A 26,788-nucleotide genomic window follows, 5' to 3' on the forward strand; every position below is an offset into this window, starting at 1 on the left:
ACCGTTCCTGGAGGCCCCCGTGGACGCACGCGCAGGCGGCCCCCGTGCGGTTGCCGCCGGACCGGAGTCCGACGAGGAAGAGCCGATCGTCGGCCGGGACGCGGAACTGGCCCGCCTCTTCCGCGCGGTGGATCCGGCGTCGGCCGAGCCGGTCCTGATGCTGCTCGGCGACATGGGCACGGGAAAGAGCGCGCTGCTGGACCGTGCGGTGCGCCGGGCCGGAGCGAGCGGTGCTCGTGTGCTGCGCGCCGAGGGCAGCGAGACGGAGTCGAGCCTCGCCTTCTCCGCCCTGCATCAGCTGCTGCGGCCGGTGCCGGACGAGGTGGACGGGCTGCCGGAGAGACAACGCGCGGCGTTGCGCGGCGCGTTCGGCGCGGGACCGGCACCGGTGGAAGCCGACCTGATGCTGATCGGGGCCGCCGTCCTGGGCCTGCTCTCCGCCCTGGGGGACCGGGGGCCCCTGGTCGTGATCCTGGACGACGCGCAGTGGTGCGACCGCGCCTCCCTGGACGCCCTGTCCTTCGCGGCCCGGCGGCTGGTGGACGAACCCGTCACGATGCTGGTCGCGGCCCGCGCCGGCGATCACCTCCCCGGGTTCGGCCGGCACGCGGCGACACTCACCCTGGGGCCCCTCGACGAGGCCGCGGCCGGCCGGCTGCTGGACCTGCGGCCGCAGCCCCCCACCGGCAGGACGAGGAATCGGATCCTCGCCCAGGCCGACGGCAACCCGCTGGCACTGACCGAACTGGCGAACACGGCCACCGGGCACGAGACACCCGGGGGGCCGCCGCCCGCCGGTCCGCTTCCCGTCGCCGATCGCCTGGAGCGGCTCTTCGCGGATCGCCTGGACGGCCTGCCGGCTCCCACCGCGCGTGCCCTGCTGCTGCTGGCCGCCATGGACGCCGCCGACGCCGACGCCGCCGTCGTCGTTCCGGCCGCGCTGCGGGACGCCGACGACGCGTGGCCACCCGCCGAGCGGGCCGGACTGCTCCGGCGCACCGGCCGCGGCCCCCGGTTCAGTCACCCCCTGGCCCGGTCGGCCGTCTACCACGCCGCGTCCGCCGACGCCCGGCGCGCGGCCCACCTCGCACTCGCCGAAGCGCTGCGGGACGAGCCGGACCGGCGGGCCTGGCACCTCGCCGCGGCGGCCACGTCCCCGGACGCGGCGGTATCGGCGGAGCTGGCACGGACCGCCGACCGGGCCCGCCGCCGCGGCGGCCACGAGGCGGCGGCCAGGGCCCTGCAGCGCGCCGCGGACCTCGCACCGCGCGAGCACGGTGCCCGGCTCCTCGTCGAGGCCGCCGCGCAGGCCGTCCTCACCGGCGACCTCGCCTGGGTCGAGGAGATCGTCTCCGAGGTACGGTCACGCACCGACGACGCGTCGCTGCTGGCAGGTGCCGCCGCGCAGGCCGGGCGACTGGCGGTACTGACCGTGCGCCACACCGTGGTCTTCCCCCGACTGGCCGACGCCGCCGAGGAGCTGGCCCCCACACAGCCCGCCACCGCGCTCGACCTGCTGGCCGGCGCCGCCGTGGTCCGCTTCTACTGCGGGGAGGAGGCCCAGCGGCAACGCGTCGACGCCGTCCTGCGGAGCATTCCCGAGGACGCGTCACGGTCGTGGGCGCGCACCTGGATACGGGCCGTGACCGACCCGTTCGCCACCAGGGCCGAACTGCTGCCGCTGCTCCCGCGGATGGCGGCCGAGGCACGCCACAGCCCCGGCCGGCTGACCGCTTTCGCGATCATGGCGTGGCTGCTGGACGAGACCCCGCAGGCCGTCCGCGCCTTCGACCGGGCCTTCGACCACTGGGGCATGCGCGGGCCGCTGCCGGAGGGCCTGGGCGGCGCGGCCGCCTGGAGTTACGTGGAACAGGGGAAGTGGGGGCGGGCCCGGGAGGCGTGCGCGCGCAGCAGCGCGCTCGGTTCGACGACCGGCCTCGACCACGCCGTGGCATGCGCGGCCGCCGTGGACGCCACCGTGCTGGCCTACCAGGGCGACCCGGCGGCAGCCCGCGCCCGGGCCGAGGACGCGCTCGCCCTGATCGACCCGCTGGAGAGCCGCTCGGTCGCCGTCTACGCCCGTCGCGCACTCGGCGCCGCGGCCCTCGCGGAAGGCGCGCACGAGGCGGCCTTCGACCAACTCCGCACGGTCTTCGCGGCAGACGGCGCACCCGTGCACTACCACGCCTCCTGTCCGGCCCTCGCGGACCTGGCCGCCGCCGCCGTGCGCAGCGGCCGGCGCGAGGAGGCCGCCGCGATCGTCGAGCGCGCCGCACGCACTCTCGACGCGGGCGCCTCGCCCCGGCTGCGCGCGCTGATCAGCCGCGCCCGCGGCCTGCTGGCGGACCCCGAGAACGCCGAGCCGCACTTCCGGGCGGCCCTGGCCGACCCGGTGCTGGAACACTGGCCCTTCGAACGTGCCCAGACCCTGCTGGACCTCGCCGAATGGCTGCGGCGCCGCCGGCGCATCGCGGAAGCGCGAGCACCGCTCACCGAGGCGCTGGAAACCTTCCGGCGACTGGGCGCGCGCCCGTGGATCGAGCGTGCCCGGGCCGAATCGCGCGCCGCCGGCCTGGACGTCACGGACACCGCCCCCGACGCGGTCGCCGAACTCTCCCCGCAACAGCAGCAGATCATCAGGCTCGCCGCCCGGGGACTGACCAACCGCGAGATCGGCGAGAAGCTCTTCCTCTCCCCGCGCACGGTCGGCTCGCACCTCTACCGCAGCTTCCCCAAGCTGGGCGTCACCGCCCGCTCCCAGCTGCGCGACCTCGTCGAGGACACCCTCGCCGTGGCCGACCACCGGGGATGAGGCGAACCGGACGGGACCGGCCACCCTCTCCTGCCAGGCGTCAGGAACTCGGCCGGACCGTACCGTGCGGGACCCGGTGCCGTTGTCCTCGATCCGTGTGAGCCACGTCCGGCTACGCCACCCGGGCCGCCGCCACCTCCGCCCGCAGCCGGGGCAGCATGTCGTGATAGACGCCCGGGCAGAGGGTGTCGCCGTAGTCCTTGTGGCCGTAGATCTGCGCGGACGGGATGCCGTACCGCGCGCAGGTGTACGCGCACAGGGTCACCAGCACCTCCCACTGGGCGTCCGGCGGTACCGCGCCCGCGTGGTAGGCGCCCTCGCACGCGATGCCGACGGCCTGGCTGTTCTGCCCGGAGGTGTGGGAGCCGAGCACGAAGTTCCGGCCCCCGGTCAGCGCCTGGAGGCTGCCGTGCCGGCCCTCGGTGATCCAGCCTCCCCGGCTCACCAGGAAGTGGTAGCCGGTGTCGACCCAGTTGTTCTTGTCCAGGTGCAGGTCCTGGACCCAGTGGGCGTGGGCGTGGGCCCGGGCGCGGGAGAAGTCGGTGGAGTTGGTGCTCACCGTGTGGTGGACGACGAGCCTGCTCGGCCGGTACTGGAGCAGGCTGATGCTGCCCTGCGGGGAGCGGGCGCCCCATGTCGCGGTGGAGTCGATGTCCGGCTCGACGGCCTCGGCGCCCTGGGCCCGTGCGGTGCCCGGCAGGGCGGTGGCGGCGGCCAGGCCGGCCGCGCCGGCCAGCAGGATGCGGCGCCGTGAAGTGTTCTGGGGATGCACGATCACTCCTCGCTTCGGGGGAGGGGGTGGGGGGACGCGGGGGCCTCTACACCGTCACGTGTTGTTGGCGAGCGCCAGGAGCCGGTCGCGGGACCCGTTGAACTTGTTCCGGTCGACGTTGCCGGAGATGCCGGCCACCGACCCGGTGCTGGTGTACTGCCACACCGTCCAGGTGGGGAATCCGCTCGGGATGGTGGGGGAGGCCGCGGAGGTCCAGTGCGCCGCCCACAGCGGGCTCTTGCCCGACATGCCGGTCCAGTGGCCGGTGCAGGTGTTCCACCAGCTCGCCGTCGTGTAGATGACGACGTCACGGCTCGTGCGCGACTTGTACGTGTTGTAGAAGTCGTTGATCCAGCTGCGCATCTGCGTGGTGGACAGGCCGTAGCACATCGCCCCGTACGGGTTGTGCTCGATGTCCAGGACGCCGGGCAGGGTCAGGTTGTCGCGCGACCAGCCGCCGCCGTTGTTGACGAAGTAGTTCGCCTGGGTGGCGCCACTGGAGGTGTTGGGGGTGGCGAAGTGGTACGCCCCGCGGATCACGCCGGCGTGGTAGGCGGCGGGGTAGTTGGCGTTGAAACTCGGGTCCTTGTAGCCGGTGCCCTCGGTCGCCTTCATCCAGGCGAACTGGATCCCGGAGTTGCGCACCGAGGACCAGTTGATGCCGCCCTGCCAGTGCGAGACGTCGATGCCCTGGACACCGTCCGTGGGAGCCAGGACGCCCATCGACGGCTCACCGGCGGGGACGCCCTGGTGGATGCGGGCGCCCACACCCATGTAGGCCTCGCCCGGTTCGACGCTGACGCGGTCCCGGCCGGGCTGGGGTGCGGCGGTCGCGCCGCCGGCGGTGGTGGCGGTCAGGGCGAGGGCGGCACCGAGGACGCCGAGGGCCGTGGCGGCCCGTCTGCGGGGGCCGGCCAGGGGTCTGGGGAGAGAGAACATGGGGGACTTCCTCCTGACACATGTGGGGATGAGCGAAGGAGGTGACGTCGGCCGCTGCCACCTGGGCAGATCCGTACTCAGTGACGTGCTTTTTGACGTGCGCGCGTCATTAGTTACGCACGTAGATTCCAGCCCTGTAAAGAGCCTTCGTTACTCTCTGGTGGTCTGGTCCACTGTAAGAGCGGATGGCCTGGAAACTTGGGATCCGGGCGGCGGAAACTTTCAGCGCTGAAACAAGGGCAACGGCTCCTCGGGCTCCTCGGTGAGCATCCCGAAGCGGCGGCACGCCTTCGTGGTGGCCTCGCAGACGTGCGGCATCTCGTCACGCTGGTCCCGGATGGCTTTGTCCGCGATTGCGGAGCGGTGGATCTCGCGCGGCGTGATGTCCGACGCCGGCGGAGGGCCGCGCAGGCCCGCCCTCCGCCGGGGCCGGACGGGTGGACAAACCCACGGAGCCTGTCGTGGAGACGGCTTCCTGGCCGAAGGCCCATCCACCACGGGCTTCACCTGTCTTGCAGCCCAGCCAGTAGCGCGGATGGGGAAACGCTGAGTGGCGGAGATGAGTCGAACCCGGTCACGGGGCCTCGAACGTGGTCACGGGCAGCGCCTTGTCCACCCGGGCGGCGGCCAAGTCGTCGTGGCGGATCACGAAACTCGTGTAGTACTCCTCGTAGACCGGGGTTTCACTGACGAGCGATATCCATTCGCTTGTCAGCCGGTGCTTTTCCTTCTCCAGGTCGGCATCCCATGTCGCGTCCTGGACGGCTGGGATCTCGCCTGCCTTCTCGCGTCCCGCGAGGGTCTGCTCCGCGATGCTGTTGATCACCTCGTCATCGGCATACCCGCCGATGAAAACCTGCGCGTCGGACGGCCAGAGGCCGTAGGCCAGATCCCGGAGTTCGTCCAGGTGCGGCAGGTCATTCTCCATGTACTGGAGCAACTGCTGCTGGAAGGGTGACATGTCCTCCCGATCGAGATCCTCCCCCCAGTACTCGTGCCAGTCCTCGTCGCCCTCCTGGAGCCAAAGGGGCAGTTCGGCTCCGAGTTCGGCGCTGACGTCGACCCGGTCGCGGACAGGCACGGAGCCGGGGGCTTCCGCGACCGCGGTCTCGGTCCCGTCCGGTACGTACACGACGCGTGCGTACCTCCCGGAACAGTCCTCGTGGTCCATCTCCTGGTCCACGAAGAAGAGCAGCGTCCCGTCCTTCGGCAGGTCGAGGCCGTCGACTCTCGGCAGCGCCCCACAATCGACGGAAAGGAGCAACGGCAACGGAATGTCCCCGGCGGACGGCCACTTCATGCCCACCGGCAGCCGGGGCGACCCACCGACCTGCCCGACCGGATCACCACCGCCCGCCCAGGACAACCCGATCGTCAAACGAAGGTGCCGGCTGAATCTGCTGACCTCGTCGTCCGGGATGCCCGACTCGAGCGCCGCCCGGCGAAACTCTCCTTGATGATCCATGCCCGAGACGGTAACCCCCTCCAACACGACTGTCTCATCGGGGTGTCGATGGGCACGGCAACACGTAGTGGAGGTGACAACCCGTGGGCCGCGCCGAGCGGTTGGGCGAACGGCACGGCAGCGGCGAGTTCCGCCGCGAGGACCTGTGTGCCCGCCTGGCCGGCGCCGAGTGGTACGACGACGAGGAGTTCGCCGCCTGCGAACCCCGGCTACAGCCCGAACAGGGCCGGGTCCTTCGCCAGCTCCCGGAAAACGGCCCCCGGGTCCGGCAGGAGCTTGCGCTGCTTCAGGTCCATCAGCCCGCCCACACCCGTGAGTTCGGCCGCCACGGTGCCGTCGGCCTTGGTGATCGTCTGCTCGATGGTGAAGGTCTTGCCGCCGCTCCAGAGGAAGGCGCAGCTCACCTCGGCCTCGTCACCCGCGAGCAGTTCACGCCGGTAGCGGATGGTGGTCTCCAGGGCGACCGGTCCCACTCCGCGGGCGATCAGGCCCGACTGGGTGATCCCCGCCGCCTGGAGCAGCGACCAGCGCGCGTGCTCGGCGTAGTTGAGATACACGGCCTGGTTGAGGTGGCCCTGGGTGTCGGTCTCGTACCCGCGTACGGTCACCCGGACGGAAAACGGCTCGCTCACGGCGTCTGTCCCCTTCATGCCTGATCGGCTCGATGTAGCGCCCACCGATCTTGGCACGTGCCTCAGGCCCGGCGCGGGGAGGCCAGCAGATAACGCGTCCGCGTCCTCGGCTCCGTGTACTCCCCGGCCTGCCAGCCGGCCCGCTCCAGCGTGTCGGCGCAGGCCCGCAGCGCCTCGCCGTCCGGCTCGTACACGGCGACCGCCTCCGGCTGCCGGGTCTCCCGCACGCGGTAACCGCCGTCCGCTGGGTCGGCGCCGGCCGGCCGGTGACCGGCGGCCTCCAGGGCGAGCGCGGCGGCCCGCACCAGATGCGAGCGTTCCCAGCCGCACGGCCGGTCCGTGGCGCCGTCCGGGTTGGTCATCCGGCGCAGCTCCAGCATGCCCTGCCAGGCGCTCCGCACCTCCCGGAGCCGGGCGGGACCGTCCGGGGGAGCCGTCTCCTCGCCGCCCACCCGCGCCGAGAACCCGCCGGTGGCGGCCGGTGGGCCCGGCTGTCCGGCCTCGGGTTCCGCCTCCCGGATCCGGTGCCCCGCCGGGGTCAGGAAGTGATCGTGCGGCGGTCTCGGATGCCGGAACGCGAGCCCGCGCCGCACCAGCGCGGCGAGCTGCGCCGGCGTACCCCTCAGCCGCCCGGTGTCGGGATCGGCGGCCTCGATGAGGCGGAGCTGCGCGGCGGTGGGCGGTCGGGTCATCGGCGTCCGGAGGCGTACGGGAGGAAGGCGGCCCACCGCCGGGGGGCGAAGGTGAGGCGGGGACCGTGTATGTGCTTCGAGTCCCGGACGTGGATGGTTTCGGGGGTGGAGGCGATCTCGAGGCACTCGGGGCCATCGGCGGTGCTGTAGCTGCTCTTGAACCACTCCAGTGGCCGGCCGTGTTCCGTGGAGGGGTTGGTCATCACGTCTCTCCCAGCGCTTTCTCGATGAAGGCGAGCGACTCACGAGGGGTGAGAGCCTGGGCTCGGAGAGCGCCGTAGCGAACCTCGCAGATCTGGATCTCCTTGACGTGCGAGATCAGCCGACTCGTGAGCTGCACTTCGTTGTGAGCCACCGTAACCCCCTCCTTGAGCCGCAGGAGTTGGAATGATCCGTCGATACCGGCGTGGTCCTCGCGGTCGGTGGGCATCACTTGAATCTCCACGTTCCGCCGGTGACCGACCTCCAACAGATGTTCGAGCTGTTTGCGCATCACCATTCTGCCCCCGAGCGGACGGCGCAACGTCACCTCTTCCTGGACGAAGTTGAAGACCGGCGCGGGCTGCTGATCGAAGAGCCTTTGGCGTGCCAGGCGTCCCTCGACGAGCTCATCCACGTGCTCTTCGGAGAATGGGGGTCGCCTCATGACGTAAAGGTTTCTCGCGTACTTCTCGGTCTGGAGCAGGCCGTGCACGACCGAGTTGGCGTAGGCGCACAGCTCAACCGCCTCCGACTCCAGCTTCGCGTGGTCCCGCACCTTCTTGGGGAACCGGGCATTCGCCACATCGTTCTTCAGCCCCGAGATCAGCCCGCCCGCTTCGAGCACCCGGTCAGCTGCCTCCAGGAACTCCTCCGCAGGAGCCCGTCGCCCGCGCTCCACGGACGACACCTGCTCCTCGCTGTACCTGATGGCCGCTCCGAGGCCGGCCTGGGTCATGCCCTCCCGTTCCCGGCACATCTTGATGACCCGCCCGACGGTCCGCAGAACGGCCGCCGACTCCTCGTCCGCGCCGTAACGTTCCGCACTCATGTCCCCACACCTCCATGTGCCACCCATGCCCAACTCGCCGCCGGTGCGGGACGTCACGCGGCCCGGCCCGGACAGCTCCGGACAGCATCCGCACGGTGACCCGGTGTACCGGCGCCGTTACCCAGGCGTTCTCCCGGAGGCCGGGTGGGCAGGGCGGCAACGCACGCCCGTTTCACTCTGGTGCCCGGCCGCATCCGCTTCCGTCTGCTCCCGGAACAGCGGTCGGTTCGGCCGCTATTGCCGGTACCCGCCCAGGAACCGGCCGATCCGGCCGATCGCCGTCTCCAGTACGTCCGCGTGCGGCAGGGTGAGGATGCGGAAGTGGTCGGGGGAGGGCCAGTTGAAGCCGGTGCCCTGGACCACCTGGATCTTCTCCCTCAGCAGCAGGTCGAGGACGAACCTCTCGTCGTCGTGGATCTTGTGCACGGACGGGTCGATGCGCGGGAAGGCGTACAGCGCGCCCTTGGGCTTCACGCAGCTCACGCCGGGGATCTCGTTCAGCTTCTCCCAGGCCACGTCCCGCTGTTCGCGCAGCCGCCCGCCCGGTGCGGTCAGCTCGCGGATGGACTGCCGGCCGCCGAGCGCGGCCTGGATGGCGTACTGGGCGGGCGCGTTGGCGCACAGTCGCATGGAGGCCAGCATGGTCAGGCCCTCCAGGTAGTTCTTCGCGTGCTGCTTCGGGCCGGTGACCACCATCCAGCCGGAGCGGAAACCCGCCACCCGGTAGGTCTTGGACAGGCCGCAGAAGGTGAGGACGACCAGGTCGGGTGCGAGCGCGGCGGTCGAGTGGTGCACGGCGTCGTCGTAGAGGATCTGGTCGTAGATCTCGTCGGCGAACACCATCAGGCCGTGCCGGCGGGCGAGGTCGAGGATGCCCCCGAGGACCTCCTTCGGATACACGGCGCCCGTGGGGTTGTTGGGGTTGATGATGACCACGGCCTTGGTGCGGTCCGTGATCTTCGCGGCCATGTCGTCCAGGTCCGGATACCAGTCGGCCTGTTCGTCGCAGAGGTAGTGGACCGCCTTGCCGCCCGCGAGGGTGGTCACCGCCGTCCAGAGGGGGAAGTCGGGGGCGGGGATCAGGATCTCGTCGCCGTCCTCCAGCAGGGCCTGTACGGCCATGGACACCAGCTCGGAGACACCGTTGCCGAGGAAGACGTCGTCCACGTCGACCTCCAGGCCCAGGGTCTGGTAGCGCTGGGCGACCGCGCGGCGGGCGGAGAGGATGCCGCGCGAGTCGGTGTAGCCGTGCGCCCGGGGAAGCATCCGGATCATGTCCTGGAGGATCTCCTCCGGCGCCTCGAAGCCGAACAGGGCCGGATTGCCGGTGTTCAGGCGCAGCACGCTGTGCCCCGCCTCCTCCAGCGCGTCGGCGTGCTCGATCACCGGACCGCGGATCTCGTAACAGACCTCGCTGAGCTTGCTCGACTGCCGGAACTCCATGCGCGGCTTCCCTCCGGTATCTGGTGTTGCTTGGTTTTACCAAGTAGACGCTTGGAAAGTCCAACGACTTGTCTAGACTGCGTCGCATGCCACCTCGCCGAAGCTACGACCAGTACTGTTCCGCCGCGCGAGCGCTCGACACCGTCGGCGACCGCTGGACCCTGCTGATCGTCCGGGAACTCCTCGCCGGCCCGCGGCGCTACACCGACCTGCACGCGGACCTGCCGGGCGTGAGCACGGACGTCCTCGCCTCACGGCTGAAGGACATGGAGCGCGACGGCCTCACCACCCGCCGCCGGCTCCCCCCGCCCGGCGCGGCCCACGTCTACGAACTCACCCCGCGCGGCGCCGCGTTGCTCCCCGTCCTCCAGGCCCTCGGCACCTGGGGCGAGACCGACCTCGGCGAGCGGCGCCCCACGGACGCGGTACGCGCCCACTGGTTCGCCCTGCCCCTGCTGCGCGCGCTGGACGGGGAGACGGGACTGGTGGAGGTCCGCCTGGAGGAGGGACGGTTCCACCTGCGGGCCGGCGCGCGGGACGGTGGCCCCCTCTACGGCGACGGCCCCGCCCCCGCCGAACCGGACGCCCGCCTGGCCCTGGACAGCGGCACCTGTACGGCGATCGGCCGGGGCGAGCTGACCCTGTCCGGCGCGGTGCGCGCGGGGCGGGTCGAGGTGACCGGCGAGGGCCCGCTCGCCAAGGCCCTGCGGGAGGCGTGAGGGGGAGAGGGCGTCAGGGAGAGGGGGAGGGGGGAGAGGGGGAAAGACGGAAGGCCCGCACGGGGCGGGCCTTCCGGGAGGGTGTCACTCGGCCGTCACTCGGTCCGTCACGCGGTCGGCGGTACCCCGCGCGGGCGCCCGGATCCACGGGTCAGCCGGTAGCCGGCGACGCCGGCCAGTGCGGCCAGCGCGCCGCCCGCCGCGGTCCAGACCCATCGGTCGGACCACCAGCCGGAGGTCCAGCCGTCCTCCGGCTCCAGGCCGGCCAGCACAGCGGTGGGCGAGTCGTCGTCCCGCGCCTCGTCCGACGCGGCACGGGCCGCGATGCCCGGTACCAGCGGCTCGGACAGTGAGCCGTCGACGGCCGCCGCGCCGCCCATGTCCATGGACTCGATCCGCAGTTCGGCGTCGACGGCCTGGCCCAGGTCGGCCGGGGACAGCCGCAGCGCCGTGAGGCGGACGTAGTACGTGCCCGGCAGCGGGTCGTTCGCCCACGGCTCCGACCAGGCGCGGACCGTGCGCAGCACGCACTCCAGCTCCACCGAGGGAGTGTCGGCGCCGGCCTTGCGGGTCTGCGCCCCGTACTGGCATGCCTGGCGGCGGCGGAGACCGTCGTACACGTCGATCTGCCAGGTCTCGGCCGCGTGGCTGTCCGGCAGTCTCACCGTCGCCCTCACGGTGGGGCGCTGCCCGGCGTCGGCCGGGAACGACCAGTACAGGTAGTCGCCGGTGGAGGCGCGCGCGGTGGCGGTCTGCCCCTGTTCGACCTCCGTCGCGGTGCGGAAGGAGGTGCCCGCGCGGGTGGGGCCGTCCCCGCCCCCGGTCGCCTCCGGGGAGGGCGAGGAGTCGGCCGCCGCGGGGGTCGCGGCCAGTCCGAGCGTCAGCAGGGCGACGCCCAGAACACGTATGGCGCGCATCAGTTGTTCCTCCAGACAGCGAACCGCCAGCGGGACAGCCAGCCCCAGAGCAGACCGGCGACGAAGCCGGTGAGGATCAGCGCGCCGAGCAGCCACCAGCCGCGGCCCAGACCGAAGGAAGCCACATCGCCCGCCCCGTCCGGACCGTCCACGACGTCGACGGTCAGCTCCAGCGGAAGACCGGGTGTGGTCTTCACCCCGGAGTCCGCCGAGAAGGAGTTGGTCACCGCCAGGCACACGACCTCGGAGGCCGGCTTGTCGCTGTCGTCGTCGTCCCGCTCGGGCTTGGGATAACGCAGACCGGTGGAGAGGACGTCGGTCCGGCCGGTGCCCGTGGCCTCGCCGCGCACGATCTCCCGGCCGTGCACCGTGACGGCGCGCAGCAGCACGCCGTGGTCCGGACGCACCGCCCGGTCCGCCGCCACACTCACGGAGGCGCGCAGCTCCTGCCCGGCGCGCAGCTCCACCCGGTACCAGCGCTGCTGGCCGAACTCCTCACGGTCGGTGTAGAGACCGGACTCCAGTGGCGGAGCCTTCGCGCAGGAGCCGGCGCCCTCGGCGGCCACCGGAGTCACCACGGGCTCGGCCGCGCGGTCCACCAGCTCGTTGACCCGGTCGGTGAGTTCGTCCTGGTGCTCGACCGAGGTGTAGGTGCCGCCGGTCGCCTCGGCGATACAGCTGAGCTGCCGGCTCAGCTTGGCGTTCGGCACCAGGCCCAGGGTGTCGATGGTCAGGCCGATGCCCTTGGCCGCGATCTCCCGGGCCACCTCGCACGGGTCGAGCGGGGCGCAGGTGTCCTCACCGTCGCTGATCAGGACGATGCGCCGGGAGCCCTCGCCGCCCTCCAGATCGCCGGCCGCCTCCAGCAGCGCGGGGCCGATCGGGGTCCAGCCGGTCGGCACCAGCGTGGCGACCGCCGTCTTGGCCTCCGTGCGGTCCAGCGGGCCGACCGGGTAGAGCTGCGCGGTGTCCTTGCAGCCCTCCTTGCGGTCGTCACCGGCGTAGTCGGCGCCGAGCGTCCGGATGCCCAGCCGGACCTCCTCCGGCGTCGCGTCCAGCACCTCGTTGAACGCCTGCTTCGCCGCCGCCATCCGGGACTGGCCGTCGATGTCCCTGGCCCGCATCGAGCCGCTCACATCGAGCAGGAGATTGACCTTGGGCGCTGCCTGCCCCGCGGGTTCGTCGGCGGCCGCCCCGGCCGGGAAGGCGAGCCCGGCCGTCAGGGCGGCGAGCAGGGCGCAGACGCCTACCACCGGCCGTTTTCTTCTGATCATCGGCGGATCCTATTGATCCGGAGCGCCACCCTCCAAAACGGAGGGTCAGAAACGGTCGTATCGGAAGGGATTGGGCAGTTCGGCCCACTGGTCACCGGCCGTCCGCGGCGACAGCCGCATCAGCGTCAGCGCCTTCGCCGGCAGCGGCCCGTCCAGCAGCGCGGCCAGGTCCGGGGTGCGCGGCAGATCCCGTACGCCGCTCTCCATCGCCGCACGGAGGGCGGGGCCGGAGCCCGCCGTGCCGGCCAGCGCGCCCGCCACCAGCGAACCGAACAGCTTGCGCCGCAGCACGCGTTCGTCGTCCGTGACCATGCGGTCGGGCAGATCGGGCAGATCGGGCAGTACGAGCCCGTGCCGGGCCAGCCGCGCCGGGCCGACCCGCAGATCGGCCAGATCGCGGTAGACCAGCCGCACCGGATCCCCGTCCGGCGACAGCACCACGAGCAGATTCTGACCGTGTGCCTCCAGCGCCACCCCCCACTCCAGCAGCCGCAGCCCGACGCCCAGGGCGAGTGCCGCGAACCGGCCCAGCCAGCCGTCCGAGAGGGGCAGTCCGGTGGTCGCCAGCGCGCCCACCGGGACGGCCCGTTCGCCGTCGGCCGCGTACTCCTGCGGCGACTCGCGCAGCACCGCCGCGAGATCGGGCGAGCCGGCCGCCACCGCGCCCAGGGTGCGGGTGATGTGCAACAGCCCGTCCGTGCGCGCCGCCACCGTCTCCCCGAACTCCGACAGCACCGCCGACGCGGCGACCGAACCGGGGGAGATGTCCCGCACCGAGGACGTCAGCCGGGCACTCAGCGCCGTCTTGACGTGCGGTCCGTCCGGCAGCGCGAGCGTGCGCAGCGCCATCAGCGGATGTGCCGCCAGCCGCCGTTCACCCGTCCGCTTCAGCACATGGGCCGCCTGCCACGGATGCACCGGGACCATCACCCGCCCCGCGTCCCGCAGCCACCCCGGCCACACTCCCGTCACCGCGCACTCCCCGGCCGGCACCGGCACCAGCTCCAGCTCCACGACCGGCCGGTGCTCCGGTCCGTAGCCGAGCTGTTCCACCGCCGAGAAGCCGGGCCGGGAACGGCAGTTGGGGTGGAAGGGATGCCCGTCGGTCACCCGCTGCTCCCACTCCCACTCCCGGCCCTCCGGCGGCCACTGTCGCGGGTGCGTCCGTCCGCCCGCCCGGGAGAGCGCCAACGACGCGACGCTGTGCCCGAGTTCGGCGGCGAACACCGCCGAGTGCGGTACGGCGAGATCTGTCATCAGCCGCGCGGGGTCGTCGTAGGCCGCCTGGTCCAGCCGTACCGCGGTGACATACGCGCCGGTCGCATACGGATCCGGCCGCGGACCATGCAGCCGCCGCCCGTCCGTCAGCCGCAGAGTGAGCCCGTCACCGGCCCTTTCACGGCGGACGATCCACGGCAGCGGATCGTACGCGAGACCGCGCCACAGCCGGGTCAGCACGGCCGCGCGGGCGCCGGGGAGTTCGCCCGTGTACCCGGTGACCAGATCGGGCCGTACGGAGGTCAGCTCGTCGGCGATCTCGGTCTCGGCGGTGGGGGAACGGTGCACGGGCGGACTCCTCGGGTGCGCACGGGGCGGGACGTGCGGGGGGACCATGGCAGACATACTGATCGTCTCCGCCGGACAGACCGTAGGGAACCAGAACGCGTGGACCTCATGCCCCCGCCCGCAGACGACCACGCGGCGAGCCGCGCGGCCCTGGCCGGGCGCGCCGACGCGTACGCGTCGGCGCCGCTGCTGAACTGCCTGCTGCGTGAAGTGGCCGAGCCCCAGCCGGAGTCCCAGTCCCAGTCCCAGTCCCACCCCCGGCCCTCGTCCGCGCCCGCGTCCTCGCCTCCGTCCGTCCCGCAGCCCCCACCGGGCTCGGACGCGTACCGGACGTACCGGCTGCCCGGTGTGGACCGGCTGCTGCGGGTGCGCGGCACCGGGCGCCGTCCCGCCGCCCCCGAGGTGTACACGGCGGGCGCCTGGCACCGGGTGGGCCACACCGAACTGGTGAAACTCGTCGCCGAGGAACTGCGCCGGCACACCGGCCTGTCCAACCACGAACTGCCCGCCGAGATGTACGACAGCCGGGACGCGGTGGCCGCGCTGCTGGAAGCCCGCGCCCGGTCCGCACCACCCGGTGACCTCTACCTGCGCTCCGAGCAGTCCCTCCTCACCGGGCACCCCCACCATCCGGCCCCGAAGGCGCGGGGTGGTGGTCCCGCGGCCGGCTGGCTGCCGTACGCGCCCGAGGCGCACGCCCGTTTCCCGCTGACGCTGCTGGCCGTGCGCGAGGACACCGTGGCCGGGGACGGTGACACCGCGGCCCTGGACCGCCTGGGCACCGCCCCGCCCGGCTACCGGCTGCTGCCCGCCCACCCCTGGCAGCTCGACCTCGCGGCCGGCGACCTCGCCCCCGCCTTCGCCGACGGCCGCCTGCTCCGGCTGGGCGCGACCGCCTTCCCGGTGTGGCCCACCGCGGCGATCCGCACGGTGTACGCGCCGGGCGACGACCTTTTCCTCAAGTTCAGCCTCGACGTACGCATCACCAACGACATCCGCCGCCTCTGGCGCCACGACCTGATGAGGCGGCGCGCCACCGACACGGCCGTGCGCGACGCCTTCGCCGCGTTCGACGGTCCGGCCGCCCCGGCGTGGCTGAGCGACCGGGGCCACCGCACCGCGGACTTCGCCTTCGAACAGCTGGCCGTCGTCGTGCGCGACGGACTGCAGGGACGGGTCGCGCCCGGCGCTACCCCCTGCCTCGCGGCGGCGCTGGCCGAGGGTTTCGCCGGAAGTCCGCTCGCCGGTACCGCCGACCCGGCGGCCTGGTGGGAGGCGTACCTGTCCCGGGTGGTCCCCCCGGTCCTGGCGGCCTTCGCCGGGCACGGCGTCGTCCTGGAGGCCCATCTGCAGAACACCCTGGTCGCCGTCGACGCCGACGGCATGCCCGTACAGGCCCTCTTCCGGGACGCCGAAGGCGTGAAACTCCTCCGGGAGAGGCACGCGTCGGCGTCGCTTCCCACGGTGTCCCGGGAGGCCGGCTGGGAACGCCTCGTCTACTGCCTGGTCGTCAACCACCTCATGGAGATCGCCGCCGCCCTGGCCGAGCACCACCCCGGCTTCGACCCCTGGCCCGCCGCCCGCCGCGAGCTGGCCCGCCACGACCTCCCCGAGATCCCCGCCCTCCTCACCGGTCCCACCCTGCCCGCCAAGACCAACCTCCTGCTGCGCTGGACGGCGGCCGACGGCGCCGACGCCCGCTACCGGCCCCTGCCCAACCCGCTGGCCGGAAGGTGACGGTGGAGAGGCGGCAACCCGCCGGATACCCCAGACTCGGACAGGAGACCGTCGGCCCATAGCGCCCGAGGAGGCGTGCCCGTGCACGATGTGCCGTTCTGGCTGTGGATGGTGTTCGCCGTCACCGTGGTGGTTTCACTCGCGGTCGACCTACTCGCGCACCGCACGGCGCATGTCATCGGATTCCGTGAGGCGGCCCTCTGGAGCGCGGGCTGGATCGGTCTGGCCATCGCCTTCGGAGGCGTCGTCTTCCTCGTGGTCGGCATGGACGCCGGGGTGGAGTACACCACGGCGTGGCTGCTGGAGAAGAGCCTGTCGGTCGACAACCTGTTCGTCTTCGCTCTGATCTTCGGCTACTTCAAAGTGCCGAGGGCCTACCAGCACCGTGTGCTGTTCCTCGGCGTCCTGGGCGCCCTGGTCTTCCGCGGCCTCTTCCTGGCCGCCGGGGTGGCCGTGGTCGACCGTTTCACCGCCGTGCTGTTCGTCTTCGCGGCGATCCTCTTCTACAGCACCTACAAGATCCTCAAGGGCGAGGAGGAGGGCTTCGACCCGGGCAAGAGCCTCGCGGTCAGACTGCTGCGCAAGGTCATCCCCGTCCAGGACGACTACGCGGGCCCCCACTTCTTCGTCAGGGAAGCGGGCAAACGGGTGGGGACCCCGCTGCTCGCCGTGGTCGCCGCGATCGAGGCGGCCGACCTCGTCTTCGCCGTCGACAGCGTGCCCGCCGTCCTGGCCGTCAGCAGTGACCTCTTCATCGTCTACACCAGCAACGCCTTCGCGATTCTCGGTCTGCGCGCCCTGTACTTCCTGCTCGCCGGCCTCCTCGACCGCTTCCACTACCTCAGCGTCGGCCTGGGCCTGATCCTCGGCTTCATCGGCGTCAAGCTCGTTCTCCAGGCGGCCCACGAGACGATCAGCACGGCCGTGCCCGAGATTCCGTCCCTCCTCAGCCTCGCCGTCATCGTCGTCGTACTGTCCGTGTCCATCGCGGTCAGCATGATGCGTCCACCGCCGCAGAAGACCGATCAGAATTGACCGATCCGAATTGACCGGTCCTCACCTCTTCCCGGAAGAGGGCAAAGCGGGCGTAAAATGTGCAGATGGGTGATGACCGGAAACGCGACGGAGCCCGGCCGTCCGAGCATGTGTGCGGCTCATGCCGCCGGCCGGTGGACACCGTGATCGAACGGCACAAGACCCTGGGCATCTACGTTCCCCGCTGGACCGCGGGTCCCTGCCACAACCCCGGGTGCGAGCGGTACGTTCCCGAACAGGCCCCGGCCCACCCGGCGCGCGGCGCACCCGGCGGGACCGACCGGCGGCGGTGAAGGCCGGACCGTCCGCCCGGCCGCGCACCCCGGTCGCCCGTGCCGCCCGGTTAGTATCCCTGTGTGACGCCGGACGAGGACGGAGTGCCCGGGAGCATGCTGCAGCAGGTCACCGCCGTCCGCTACGTCGAACCCCTGCACTCCGGCGGCTCCGTCCCCGGCGTCTTCGAGGCCGACGACCTCGGCACCTACGTCGTCAAGTTCACCGGGTCGGCGCAGGGGCGCAAGGCGCTGGTCGCCGAGGTGATCGTGGGGGAACTGGCGCGGGCCGTCGGGCTGCGGTTCCCCGAGCTGGTGCTGGCGCACTTCGACCCCGCGGTGGCGGCCGGCGAGCCGCACCAGGAGGTACAGGAACTCCACGCCGCCAGCGCCGGGATCAATCTCGGCATGGACTATCTGCCGGGGGCCCGGGACTTCACCCCCGAGATCGCTCAGGAGTTCGCGGTCGACCCGCTGGAGGCCGGGCGGATCGTCTGGCTCGACGCGCTGACGGTGAACGTGGACCGGACCGTGCACAGCTCCAATCTGGTGGTGTGGCCGACGCTCGGCGTCGCCCCACCGCGGCTCTGGCTCATCGACCACGGCGCCGCCCTGGTCTTCCACCACCGCTGGGAGGGCTCCGACCCCGGCAAGGCGTACGACTTCCGTCATCACGCCCTCGGTCACTACGGGCCCGACGTCCGCGCGGCGGACGCCGAGCTGGCGCCGAAGGTGACGGAGGAACTGCTGCGGTCCATCGCGGCGGAGGTCCCCGACGAATGGCTGGCCGGCGACTCCCGCTTCGCCACGCCCGACGAGGTCCGGGAGGCGTATGTGGCGTACCTCCACGCGCGCGTACGGTCCTCGGCGTCCTGGCTGCCCACCGACTTCCCCGGCGCGCAGGAACTCGCCGAGGAGAACGCCCGGCGGGCGGCGCGTACCCGGCGGGGGCGTCCGGACTGGCTCAAGCGCGTCCCGGACCTGCACGGCAAGCCGGCGGCGGAACAGGACTGGTCGGCGCACCTGGGATGACGGCCGGGACGGCCGGGCGGTCCCGGGCCGCCCGGCCGTGCGTCCCGGGCTCAGCCCTTGAGCTGCTCGTACGCCGGCAGGGTGAGGAAGTCGGCGTAATCCTGGTCGAGGGCGACCTTGAGCAGCAGGTCGTGCGCCTGCTGCCAGTTGCCCGCCGCGAACGCCTCCTCCCCGAGCCCGGTGCGGATGCTCGCCAGTTCCCCGGCGGCGACCTCGCGGGCCAGCTCGGCGGTGACCTGCTCGCCGTTGTCGAGCACGACCTCCGCGTTGATCCACTGCCAGATCTGGGAGCGGGAGATCTCGGCGGTGGCCGCGTCCTCCATCAGGTCGAAGATGGCGACCGCGCCGAGTCCCCTCAGCCACGCCTCGATGTAACGGATGCCCACCTGCACGGCGTTGACCAGGCCCGCGTACGTCGGCCTGGCGTCGAGCGAGTCGATGGCGATGAGGTCCGCCGCGCTGACGTCGACGTCCTCGCGCAGCCGGTCCTTCTGGTGCGGCCGGTCGCCGAGCACGCGGTCGAAGCACTCCATGGCGATCGGGACGAGGTCCGGGTGGGCGACCCAGGAGCCGTCGAAACCGTCGTTCGCCTCGCGCTCCTTGTCGGCCCGGACCTTCTCGAAGGCCACCCTGTTGACCTCCGCGTCCCGCCGGGAGGGGATGAACGCCGCCATGCCGCCGATCGCGTGCGCCCCCCGCCTGTGGCAGGTGCGCACGAGGAGTTCGGTGTAGGCGCGCATGAACGGGGCGGTCATCGTGACCGCGCCCCGGTCCGGGAGCACGAACCTGGCCCCGCCGTCACGGAAGTTCTTGACGATCGAGAACAGGTAGTCCCAGCGCCCGGCGTTCAGCCCGGAGGCGTGCTCGCGCAGTTCGTAGAGGATCTCCTCCATCTCGTACGCGGCCGTGATCGTCTCGATCAGGACGGTGGCGCGCACGGTGCCCCGGGGGATGCCCAGGTACTCCTGGGCGAAGACGAACACCTCGTTCCACAGCCGGGCCTCGAGGTGGGACTCCGTCTTGGGGAGGTAGAAGTACGGCCCCCCGCCGAGCGCGGTCAGCCGCTTGGCGTTGTGGAAGAAGTACAGACCGAAGTCGACGAGCGCGCCCGGCACCGGCGTGCCGTGGGCGTCGGTGAGATGCCGCTCGTCCAGATGCCAGCCGCGCGGGCGCACGACGACCGTGGCCAGCTCGCCGGCCGGGCGCAGGGCGTAGGACCTGCCGGAGCCAGGGTCGGTGAAGTCGATGGTCCGCGTATGGGCGTCGATCAGATTGAGCTGGCCGGTGACCACGTTCTCCCAGGTGGGCGCGGAGGCGTCCTCGAAGTCCGCCAGCCAGACCTTCGCACCGGAGTTGAGGGCGTTGACGGTCATCTTGCGGTCGGTGGGGCCGGTGATCTCCACGCGCCGGTCGTTCAGGGCCTCGGGGGCCGGGGCCACCCGCCAGGAGTCGTCCGCGCGGATCGCGGCGGTCTCCGGGAGGAAGTCGAGCGTGGAGGTGCGGGCGATCTCCGCGCGGCGCTCCGCCCGACGGGCCAGGAGCTCGTCACGCCGGGGCGTGAACCGCCGGTGCAGCGCGGCCAGGAAGGCGAGCGCCGTCCCGGTGAGGACCTCCTCCTGCCGGGGCAGGGGCTCGGCGTCGGCGATGGCCAGCGGGGACGGCGCTGGAGCGGACATCGGCTGTCACTTCCTCTCGCGTGCGGGGCACCGGGTGCCGGTCGGCCCGGATACGGCTGTGGACACCCGTGTGAACCCCGGACGCCCTGATCGGTGGATAGTAGTTTCCTCATGGTGGAAGTTCAATGTTCTGTCGATGTCGCGATGCTCAGGGGCGGGGGAGGTGCGCCGGGTGTCTCCCCGGCTCATTCAAGGTGCGCCAGATCCGCCTCGGTGTCGATGTCGTACGCCTCGGCCACATCTCCGCACTCGACGAGCACCACCCGGTCGGCGTGCTCCTTCAGATAGGCGCGTGCCCCCCGGTCGCCGGTCGCGGTCGCGGCGATCCCCGGCCAGTGCGCGGCGCCGAACAGGACGGGATGGCCGCGTACGCCGTGGTAGGCGGCCGAGGCGAGCGATGCGGGTGACTCGTACGCCCCGAGCACCCGGGCGACCGCCTCGGGGCCGATCCCGGGCTGGTCGACCAGGCAGACCAGCGCGGCCCGCGCGTCCGCGCCGGCCAGGGACTCCAGTCCGGCCCGCAGTGAGGTGCCCATGCCCCGCTCCCACGCCGGATTGTCGACGAGCGCGCAGTCCGGCAGGGCGGCGCGGGCGCGCACCTCGTCCGCCCGCGCGCCGAGCACGACGTGCACCCGCGTGCAGCCGCCCGCGCGCAGCGCCGCCACCGCGTGCTCCACCAGCGGCCGTCCCCGGTGCGTGAGCAGTGCCTTGGGGCGTCCGCCGAGGCGCCGCCCGCCCCCGGCCGCCAGCAGAAGTCCCGTGATCCGGTCCTCGTCGTCCGTCATGGGTCCTGCATACCGCACCGGTGCGCGCGACGCCGGGGCGGCGCGGGGCATGGGTGCCCCGGGCCACGGTGTCACGCTGAGGAGCAAGTCGATGACGCAGCGGACTGGCGCAAAGGCCCCGGGGTGGCGTTTACTGGCGCGCACCGACCGGAGGGGTACCGGGACCGGACGGTGAGGCGCACCATGGCGTGCCAGGGGGAGGACTGTGTTGCGGAGCGTTGAGCAGAGGCGTGTGCCCGGCAGTCAGGTGGACCCGCGGGTGACGGAGCTGCGCTCCGCCGTGGCCCGGTTACGCCGCCGACTGGCCGCCTATCCGGTGGATTTCCGGGACCGGAGCATCGCGGAGGAGGAACTCGCCGCGCTGGCGGCCCTGGCCGCCGGAGACCACCCCGACGTCCCCGCCCTGCGCCGCTCCCTGCTGCTGATCGCCGGGGCCATCGGCTCGGTCAGCGCGCTGGGACAGGGGGTGCGCGAACTGCGGGAGGCGGTGGACCTGTTCGGCCGGGCGCCACGCGGCTGACGCCCACCCGGACGGGCCGGGCCGCGGGGTTCAGGCGGTCGGGGCGGCACCCGGGGTCGCGAGAGCCTCGGAGAGTTCGACGGCGACCTGCTGGAGTACCGGGACGATCCGTTCCGTCATCGATTCGGTGACCCGGCCGGCCGGGCCGGAGATCGAGATCGCGGCCGCCGTGGGGGAGTCGGGCACCGGCACCGCGAGGCAACGGACGCCGATCTCCTGCTCGTTGTCGTCGACCGCGTAGCCCTGGCGGCGTACCTCCTCCAGGGCCGCGAGGAAGCCCTCCGGCGTGGTGATGGTCCTGTCGGTCGCGGCCGGCATGCCCGTACGCCCCAGCAGGGCCCGCACCTCCTCCGGCGGGAAGCCGGACAGCAGGGCCTTGCCCACGCCCGTGGAGTGCGGCAGGACGCGCCGCCCGACCTCGGTGAACATCCGCATGGAGTGCCTGGACGGAACCTGCGCCACGTACACGATCTCGTCCCCGTCGAGCAGCGCCATGTTCGCCGTCTCGCCGGTCTCCTCCACCAGCCGGGCCAGATACGGCCGCGCCCAGGTCCCCAGCAGCCGGGAGGCGGACTCGCCGAGCCGGATCAGACGCGGGCCGAGCGCGTACCGGCGGTTGGGCTGCTGCCGTACGTAGCCGCAGACGACGAGGGTGCGCATCAGGCGGTGGATCGTCGGCAGGGGCAGTCCGCTGCTCGCGGACAACTCGCTCAGGCCGACCTCGCCCCCCGCGTCCGCCATCCGCTCGAGCAGATCGAAGGCGCGCTCCAGGGACTGCACACCGCCACTGGCGGCGGACCGGGCGGAGTCGGTGGTGCTGGCGCTGGACGTCGGCACGGCGCGTTCCTTTCGGCTGGCGGGGAGGGCAGAAGCCTACCCGGCGGCCGGCCGGCTGCCCGCGTGTACGGAGGTGGGTTCTATTCAGCGGAATAATAATTCCAGTGTGTGGAAAGGTCCAGGCCTTGCCATGGGGCCCTCCGCGCGACAGGTACGCCCTTGACGAGGTGGGGGCCGAGGTGAAGACTCCTTCAACAGAACGTTGAAATTCGTCCGGTGAGCGTGCGAAAGCCCAGGAGGATACGCGTGTCCGACGCCGAACTCGTGCTGCGCTCGACGCGCGTCCTCACTCCCGGGGGGACCCGTGCCGCGTCCGTCGCGGTCACCGACGGCATGATCACGGCCGTACTGCCCCACGACGCGCCCGTCCCCACGGGCGCACGCCTGGAGGACCTCGGCGACGACGCCCTGCTGCCCGGACTCGTCGACACCCACGTGCATGTCAACGACCCCGGCCGCACCGAGTGGGAGGGCTTCTGGACCGCCACCCGCGCGGCGGCGGCCGGCGGCATCACGACGCTGATCGACATGCCGCTCAACTCGCTTCCGCCCACCACCACCGTCGGCCACCTGCGGACCAAGCAGCGGGCCGCCGCCGGCCAGGCCCACATCGACGTCGGCTTCTGGGGCGGTGCCCTGCCGGACAACGTTGAGGACCTCCGCCCGCTGCACGATGCCGGGGTCTTCGGCTTCAAGGCATTCCTGTCCCCCTCCGGCGTGGACGAGTTCCCGCACCTCGGCCAGGAGCAACTGGCCCGCTCCCTCGCGGAGATCGCCGCCTTCGACGGGCTGCTGATCGCCCACGCCGAGGACCCCCGCCACCTCGCCTCCGCCCCGCAGCACGGCGGCCCGAGATACGCCGACTTCCTCGCCTCCCGCCCGCGCCGGGCCGAGGACACCGCCATCGCGCACCTCGTGGAGCAGGCGAGACGCCGGGACGCGCGGGTGCACGTCCTGCACCTCTCCTCGAGTGACGCGCTGCCCGTGATCGCCGCCGCCAAGGCCGACGGGGTCCGCGTGAGCGTCGAGACCTGCCCCCACTACCTCACCCTCACGGCGGAGGAAGTCCCGGACGGCGCGAGCGAGTTCAAGTGCTGCCCGCCCATCCGCGAGGCCGCCAACCAGGACCTGCTCTGGCAGGCCCTGGCGGACGGCACCATCGACTGCGTCGTCACCGACCACTCCCCGTCCACCGCCGACCTCAAGACGGACGACTTCGCGACCGCCTGGGGCGGCATCTCCGGCCTCCAGCTCAGCCTGCCGGCCGTCTGGACCGGAGCCCGCGTCCGCGGCCACGGCCTGGAGGACGTGGTGCGCTGGATGTCGGCGCACACGGCCCGGCTGGCCGGCCTCGGCACCCGCAAGGGCGCCATCGCGCCCGGCCACGACGCCGACTTCGCCGTCCTCGCCCCCGACGAGACCTTCACCGTCGACCCCGCGGCGCTCCAGCACCGCAACCGCCTGACGGCGTACGCGGGCAGAACCCTGTACGGCGTCGTCCGGTCCACCTGGCTGCGCGGGCGGTGCGTCATGGCCGACGGCGAGTTCACCGAACCGAAGGGCCGGCTGCTCACCCGCCCCCACTGACACCGACACCGAGAGGCAGGACCGGATCACCGTGACGGCGATCGAGAACTTCACCGGCGACGCGCGCCCCTACAGCGGCGGCGACCCCTACGCGGACTACCGCACCGCCGGCTTCCCCTTCACCCACCACGCCGACCTCGCCGACCGCGGGCTCGGCGCCGGTGTCATCGCCGCCAACGACGAGTTCTTCGCCCAGCGCGAGAACCTTCTGCTCCCCGGGCGCGCCGAGTTCGACCCCGAGCGCTTCGGGCACAAGGGCAAGATCATGGACGGCTGGGAGACCCGGCGCCGGCGCGGTCCCTCCGCCGACCGCCCCTGGCCGGAGGAGGACGACCACGACTGGGCGCTGATCCGGCTCGGCGCGCCCGGAGTCGTCCACGGCATCGTCGTGGACACCGCCCACTTCCGCGGCAACCACCCGCAGGCGGTGTCCGTCGAGGGCACCTCGGTCGAGGGCTCCCCGTCCCCCGGCGAACTGCTCCGCGACGACGTGACGTGGACGACGCTGGTGCCGCGCACCCCGGTGGGCGGCCACGCGGCCAACGGCTTCGCCGTGACGGCCGTCCAGCGCTTCACCCACCTGCGCCTCAGGCAGTACCCCGACGGGGGCATCGCCCGCCTGCGCGTGTACGGCGAGATCGTCCCGGACCCGGCCTGGCTGACGGCGCTCGGCACCTTCGACGTGGTCGCCCTGGAGAACGGCGGCCGGGTGGAGGACGCGTCCGACCGCTTCTACTCGCCCGCCACCCACACCATCCGGCCCGGGCGCTCCGGGAGGATGGACGACGGATGGGAGACCCGGCGCCGCCGCGACCGGGGCCATGACTGGATCCGCTACCGGCTGGTGGCACAGGCGCGGATCCGCGCGCTGGAGATCGACACGGCGTATCTGAAGGGCAACAGCGCGGGCTGGGTGTCGGTCTCGGTGCAGGACGCGGAGGGCGCGGGCGCGGAGGGCGCCGCTGCCGGTGAGGGCGCCGCTGCCGGTAAGGGGGGCGGGGACGGGGACTGGCGGGAGATCCTGCCCCGCACCCGGCTCCAGCCCGACACCGTCCACCGGTTCGTCCTCCCGGACCCGGTGACCGCCACCCACGCCCGCGTGGACATCTACCCCGACGGCGGAATCTCCCGCCTGCGGCTCTTCGGCACGCTGACGGAGGAGGGCGTGACCGCGCTGCAGCACAACGTGTAGCGCGTGCGGTTGCGGTAAGGGGCCCGCTCCGCCGTGCGGTGAACGGACACCGCCCCGGCGCACCACCGATGAGTTGCGGGCACGCCCGGGGTCTGAGCTGATGACGGCAAGTACCCCCGCGCACCGAAGGGCAGGACCCGCCATGGGAAAGCTCGTAGTCACCACCTTCATCACCCTCGACGGTGTCTACCAGGCTCCCGGCGGCCCACACGAGGACACCCGGGACGGCTTCGACCAGGGAGGCTGGAGCGTCCCCTACGGCGACGAGGACTTCGGACAGTTCGTCGACGAGGTCTTCTCCCGCGTGGGCGCCTTCCTCCTCGGCCACCGTACGTACGACATCTTCGCCTCGTACTGGCCGAAGGTGACCGACCCCGCCGACCCGGTCGCCGGACCGCTGAACGCGCTGCCCAAGTACGTCGCCTCCACCACCCTGGACGACCCCGGCTGGGCCAACACCACGGTGATCGCCGGTGACCTCGCCGAGGAGGTCACCGCCCTCAAGGAGCGGACCGACGGCGAGCTGCAGGTGCACGGCAGCGGCGCCCTCGCCCGCTCCCTGTTCTCCCTCGGCCTCGTGGACACCCTGCACCTGCTGACCTTCCCGGTCGTCCTCGGCGCCGGACGCAAGCTGTTCACGGAGGGTTCGCTGCCGACCGCCCTGCGGCACACCGGCGGCCGGATCACCTCCGCGGGCGTGTCCGTCCAGTCCTACGACGTGGACGGCCGCCCCCGGTACGGGGAGTACTCACTCCCGGACAGCCCCTGACCTCTGACCTGACCTCTGACCTGACCTCTGCCCCCTGACCCCGGCCGCCGGCCTGGGCCGTTCGGCCCCCACCCCGGGCCGAACGGCTCAGGACAACCCGCACGGCGCGGCGCCATGCTGGGAGGTGACGGACGGCGGCAGCGGACGAAGGAGGCACGGTGGGCGGTCTCGTGGTCGTGGGCGTGGACGGTTCGGCGTCGGGTCTCACAGCGGTGGAGGCTGCCGCGCGGGAAGCGGCACTGCGAGGGGCGGGGCTGCGGGTGGTGCACGCCTGCGTCTGGCCGGCGATGCACGTACCCATGGGGCCTTCCCCCCTGGGACCGCCGGAGGGCGGGCTGCGCAACATGGTCGACCGCCTGATGGCCGAGGCGGTCGAGCGGGCGGCGGCAGCGGCTCCCGAGGTCGCCGTCGACCAGGTCGTGGTGACCGGTGAGCCGCTGACCGCGCTGGAGGCGCAGTCGCGCGACGCGGAGCTGGTCGTGGTCGGGTCCCGCGGCATGGGCGGGTTCGTCGGGCTGCTGGTGGGTTCGACCGCGGTACACCTGACGGCACACGGCCGCTGCCCGGTCCTGGTGGTGCGCGGGGAACCACGGCCGGACGGTCCCATCGTGCTGGGCGTCGACGGCTCGGCGGCCGGAGAAAAGGCCGTGGAGTTCGCCTTCGGCGAGGCGGCGCTGCGCAAGGCTCCGCTGGTGGCGCTGCACACCTGGACCACCTGGAACGCGCCGATGCCCGCCCCGCAGGACGCGTCCACGCCCTACGCGAACCCGGCGGGAGCCCTGGCCGGCGAGGAGGAGCGCCTGCTGTCCGAGGCACTCGCCGGCTTCCGGGAGCGCTACCCGGACGTCGCGGTCGAACACCGGACGCGGCGTGGCGGTGTGCGGGAGGCACTGATCGAGGCGAGCCGGTCCGCCCAGCTCGTCGTGGTCGGAGCGCGCGGGCGCGGCGGTTTCACGGGGCTGCTGCTGGGCTCGGTCAGCCAGGCCCTGCTGCACCACGCGCACAGCCCGGTCGCGGTGGTGCGGGGAGCGGGCGAGCGGGACTGAGCGGGGCGGCGCGGGACTGAGCGGGGCGGCGCGGGACTG

25 protein-coding genes are annotated in these 26,788 nt (G+C 72.6%); 11 read left to right on the top strand and 14 right to left on the bottom strand.

Annotated elements, in window-relative coordinates; translation table 11 throughout:
* Positions 1–19 precede the first annotated feature (19 nt).
* Positions 20–2,812: a LuxR family transcriptional regulator gene (locus HTV45_RS15150; protein ID WP_215206287.1), complete on the top strand. Its 2,793-nt coding sequence runs from the start codon at positions 20–22 to the stop codon at positions 2,810–2,812.
* 112 nt (positions 2,813–2,924) lie between these two features.
* Here the strand turns inward: HTV45_RS15150 and HTV45_RS15155 are convergent, their stop codons facing one another.
* From HTV45_RS15155 to HTV45_RS15190, 8 genes are all read right to left on the bottom strand, one after another.
* On the bottom strand, positions 2,925–3,584 hold the full coding sequence (locus HTV45_RS15155) for a peptidoglycan recognition family protein (RefSeq protein WP_215206288.1): 660 nt from the start codon (positions 3,582–3,584) through the stop codon (positions 2,925–2,927).
* 54 nt (positions 3,585–3,638) lie between these two features.
* Entirely contained in the window at positions 3,639–4,523 is an 885-nt protein-coding gene (locus HTV45_RS15160) for a lysozyme (protein ID WP_215206289.1), read from the bottom strand.
* A gap of 574 nt (positions 4,524–5,097) precedes the next feature.
* Positions 5,098–6,012, bottom strand: coding sequence for a DUF1963 domain-containing protein (locus HTV45_RS15165; protein WP_251692114.1), 915 nt, complete (start codon positions 6,010–6,012; stop codon positions 5,098–5,100).
* A 185-nt stretch (positions 6,013–6,197) separates the two neighbouring features.
* Complete coding sequence (locus HTV45_RS15170) at positions 6,198–6,620, bottom strand: thioesterase family protein (RefSeq protein ID WP_215206290.1); 423 nt, start codon at positions 6,618–6,620, stop codon at positions 6,198–6,200.
* A gap of 62 nt (positions 6,621–6,682) precedes the next feature.
* A complete protein-coding gene (locus HTV45_RS15175) occupies positions 6,683–7,312 on the bottom strand; it encodes a hypothetical protein (RefSeq protein ID WP_215206291.1) in 630 nt (209 codons plus the stop codon).
* Positions 7,309–7,515 (bottom strand): DUF397 domain-containing protein, encoded by a 207-nt coding sequence (locus HTV45_RS15180; protein ID WP_215206292.1) that lies wholly within the window; start codon positions 7,513–7,515, stop codon positions 7,309–7,311. Before HTV45_RS15180 ends, HTV45_RS15175 begins: the two co-directional genes overlap by 4 nt.
* Positions 7,515–8,342 (bottom strand): helix-turn-helix transcriptional regulator, encoded by an 828-nt coding sequence (locus tag HTV45_RS15185; RefSeq protein ID WP_215206293.1) that lies wholly within the window; start codon positions 8,340–8,342, stop codon positions 7,515–7,517. Before HTV45_RS15185 ends, HTV45_RS15180 begins: the two co-directional genes overlap by 1 nt.
* Before the next feature lie 234 nt (positions 8,343–8,576).
* Positions 8,577–9,785, bottom strand: coding sequence for a pyridoxal phosphate-dependent aminotransferase (locus tag HTV45_RS15190; protein WP_215206294.1), 1,209 nt, complete (start codon positions 9,783–9,785; stop codon positions 8,577–8,579).
* An 86-nt stretch (positions 9,786–9,871) separates the two neighbouring features.
* On the opposite strand from HTV45_RS15190, the gene HTV45_RS15195 reads away from it, so the two are divergent.
* Positions 9,872–10,504 (top strand): helix-turn-helix domain-containing protein, encoded by a 633-nt coding sequence (locus HTV45_RS15195; protein ID WP_215206295.1) that lies wholly within the window; start codon positions 9,872–9,874, stop codon positions 10,502–10,504.
* A gap of 107 nt (positions 10,505–10,611) precedes the next feature.
* Here the strand turns inward: HTV45_RS15195 and HTV45_RS15200 are convergent, their stop codons facing one another.
* The 3 genes from HTV45_RS15200 to HTV45_RS15210 are packed head-to-tail and all read right to left on the bottom strand — an operon-like array spanning position 10,612 to position 14,261.
* Positions 10,612–11,421 (bottom strand): hypothetical protein, encoded by an 810-nt coding sequence (locus HTV45_RS15200; protein WP_215206296.1) that lies wholly within the window; start codon positions 11,419–11,421, stop codon positions 10,612–10,614.
* Positions 11,421–12,695 carry a VWA domain-containing protein gene (locus HTV45_RS15205; RefSeq protein ID WP_215206297.1) on the bottom strand — a complete coding sequence of 425 codons (1,275 nt, stop codon included), beginning with the start codon at positions 12,693–12,695 and terminating at the stop codon, positions 11,421–11,423. Before HTV45_RS15205 ends, HTV45_RS15200 begins: the two co-directional genes overlap by 1 nt.
* A 45-nt stretch (positions 12,696–12,740) precedes the next feature.
* Positions 12,741–14,261 carry an IucA/IucC family protein gene (locus HTV45_RS15210; RefSeq protein WP_215206298.1) on the bottom strand — a complete coding sequence of 507 codons (1,521 nt, stop codon included), beginning with the start codon at positions 14,259–14,261 and terminating at the stop codon, positions 12,741–12,743.
* 108 nt (positions 14,262–14,369) lie between these two features.
* On the opposite strand from HTV45_RS15210, the gene HTV45_RS15215 reads away from it, so the two are divergent.
* The 4 genes from HTV45_RS15215 to HTV45_RS15230 all read left to right on the top strand — a co-directional run bounded on the left by HTV45_RS15215 (position 14,370) and on the right by HTV45_RS15230 (position 18,337).
* Positions 14,370–15,998 carry an IucA/IucC family siderophore biosynthesis protein gene (locus HTV45_RS15215; protein WP_215206322.1) on the top strand — a complete coding sequence of 543 codons (1,629 nt, stop codon included), beginning with the start codon at positions 14,370–14,372 and terminating at the stop codon, positions 15,996–15,998.
* Positions 15,999–16,079: 81 nt separating this feature from the next.
* Complete coding sequence (locus tag HTV45_RS15220) at positions 16,080–17,033, top strand: TerC family protein (RefSeq protein WP_215206323.1); 954 nt, start codon at positions 16,080–16,082, stop codon at positions 17,031–17,033.
* A 65-nt stretch (positions 17,034–17,098) separates the two neighbouring features.
* A complete protein-coding gene (locus tag HTV45_RS15225) occupies positions 17,099–17,326 on the top strand; it encodes a hypothetical protein (protein WP_215206299.1) in 228 nt (75 codons plus the stop codon).
* Between the two features lie 96 nt (positions 17,327–17,422).
* Positions 17,423–18,337, top strand: coding sequence for a HipA family kinase (locus tag HTV45_RS15230; protein ID WP_215206324.1), 915 nt, complete (start codon positions 17,423–17,425; stop codon positions 18,335–18,337).
* 50 nt (positions 18,338–18,387) lie between these two features.
* Here the strand turns inward: HTV45_RS15230 and aceB are convergent, their stop codons facing one another.
* Positions 18,388–20,013: a malate synthase A gene (aceB, locus tag HTV45_RS15235; protein WP_215206300.1), complete on the bottom strand. Its 1,626-nt coding sequence runs from the start codon at positions 20,011–20,013 to the stop codon at positions 18,388–18,390.
* A gap of 185 nt (positions 20,014–20,198) precedes the next feature.
* Complete coding sequence (locus tag HTV45_RS15240) at positions 20,199–20,798, bottom strand: NTP transferase domain-containing protein (RefSeq protein WP_215206301.1); 600 nt, start codon at positions 20,796–20,798, stop codon at positions 20,199–20,201.
* Positions 20,799–21,003: 205 nt separating this feature from the next.
* Between HTV45_RS15240 and HTV45_RS15245 the strand changes: the two genes are divergently transcribed.
* Positions 21,004–21,318 carry a DUF5955 family protein gene (locus tag HTV45_RS15245; RefSeq protein ID WP_215206302.1) on the top strand — a complete coding sequence of 105 codons (315 nt, stop codon included), beginning with the start codon at positions 21,004–21,006 and terminating at the stop codon, positions 21,316–21,318.
* A gap of 30 nt (positions 21,319–21,348) precedes the next feature.
* Here the strand turns inward: HTV45_RS15245 and HTV45_RS15250 are convergent, their stop codons facing one another.
* Positions 21,349–22,155: an IclR family transcriptional regulator gene (locus HTV45_RS15250; RefSeq protein ID WP_215206303.1), complete on the bottom strand. Its 807-nt coding sequence runs from the start codon at positions 22,153–22,155 to the stop codon at positions 21,349–21,351.
* Positions 22,156–22,401: 246 nt separating this feature from the next.
* Here HTV45_RS15250 and allB point away from each other — a divergent pair, with 246 nt between their 5' ends.
* The 4 genes from allB (at position 22,402) to HTV45_RS15270 (ending at position 26,749) form a co-directional block, all read left to right on the top strand.
* Positions 22,402–23,742: an allantoinase AllB gene (gene allB / locus HTV45_RS15255; protein WP_215206304.1), complete on the top strand. Its 1,341-nt coding sequence runs from the start codon at positions 22,402–22,404 to the stop codon at positions 23,740–23,742.
* A gap of 31 nt (positions 23,743–23,773) precedes the next feature.
* Positions 23,774–24,934, top strand: a complete 1,161-nt coding sequence (gene alc / locus HTV45_RS15260) for an allantoicase (RefSeq protein ID WP_215206305.1) — start codon at positions 23,774–23,776, stop codon at positions 24,932–24,934.
* Between the two features lie 142 nt (positions 24,935–25,076).
* Entirely contained in the window at positions 25,077–25,703 is a 627-nt protein-coding gene (locus HTV45_RS15265; protein ID WP_215206306.1) for a dihydrofolate reductase family protein, read from the top strand.
* Positions 25,704–25,861: 158 nt separating this feature from the next.
* Positions 25,862–26,749 (top strand): universal stress protein, encoded by an 888-nt coding sequence (locus tag HTV45_RS15270; protein ID WP_215206307.1) that lies wholly within the window; start codon positions 25,862–25,864, stop codon positions 26,747–26,749.
* Positions 26,750–26,788 lie beyond the last annotated feature (39 nt).

It is taken from the genome of Streptomyces sp. CHD11, assembly GCF_018638295.1.
Lineage (GTDB): Bacteria > Actinomycetota > Actinomycetes > Streptomycetales > Streptomycetaceae > Streptomyces.

What these genes read in the sequence shown, in the direction of transcription:
- HTV45_RS15195 (WP_215206295.1), top strand. Translation starts at nt 9,872, where the DNA reads ATGCCACCTCGCCGAAGCTACGACCAGTACTGTTCCGCCGCGCGAGCG.
- aceB (WP_215206300.1), bottom strand. Translation starts at nt 20,013, where the DNA reads ATGTCCGCTCCAGCGCCGTCCCCGCTGGCCATCGCCGACGCCGAGCCC.
- HTV45_RS15185 (WP_215206293.1), bottom strand. Translation starts at nt 8,342, where the DNA reads ATGAGTGCGGAACGTTACGGCGCGGACGAGGAGTCGGCGGCCGTTCTG.
- HTV45_RS15205 (WP_215206297.1), bottom strand. Translation starts at nt 12,695, where the DNA reads ATGATCAGAAGAAAACGGCCGGTGGTAGGCGTCTGCGCCCTGCTCGCC.
- HTV45_RS15180 (WP_215206292.1), bottom strand. Translation starts at nt 7,515, where the DNA reads ATGACCAACCCCTCCACGGAACACGGCCGGCCACTGGAGTGGTTCAAG.
- HTV45_RS15200 (WP_215206296.1), bottom strand. Translation starts at nt 11,421, where the DNA reads ATGCGCGCCATACGTGTTCTGGGCGTCGCCCTGCTGACGCTCGGACTG.
- HTV45_RS15240 (WP_215206301.1), bottom strand. Translation starts at nt 20,798, where the DNA reads ATGACGGACGACGAGGACCGGATCACGGGACTTCTGCTGGCGGCCGGG.
- HTV45_RS15225 (WP_215206299.1), top strand. Translation starts at nt 17,099, where the DNA reads ATGGGTGATGACCGGAAACGCGACGGAGCCCGGCCGTCCGAGCATGTG.
- HTV45_RS15175 (WP_215206291.1), bottom strand. Translation starts at nt 7,312, where the DNA reads ATGACCCGACCGCCCACCGCCGCGCAGCTCCGCCTCATCGAGGCCGCC.
- HTV45_RS15190 (WP_215206294.1), bottom strand. Translation starts at nt 9,785, where the DNA reads ATGGAGTTCCGGCAGTCGAGCAAGCTCAGCGAGGTCTGTTACGAGATC.
- HTV45_RS15160 (WP_215206289.1), bottom strand. Translation starts at nt 4,523, where the DNA reads ATGTTCTCTCTCCCCAGACCCCTGGCCGGCCCCCGCAGACGGGCCGCC.
- HTV45_RS15215 (WP_215206322.1), top strand. Translation starts at nt 14,370, where the DNA reads ATGCCCCCGCCCGCAGACGACCACGCGGCGAGCCGCGCGGCCCTGGCC.
- HTV45_RS15265 (WP_215206306.1), top strand. Translation starts at nt 25,077, where the DNA reads ATGGGAAAGCTCGTAGTCACCACCTTCATCACCCTCGACGGTGTCTAC.
- HTV45_RS15230 (WP_215206324.1), top strand. Translation starts at nt 17,423, where the DNA reads ATGCTGCAGCAGGTCACCGCCGTCCGCTACGTCGAACCCCTGCACTCC.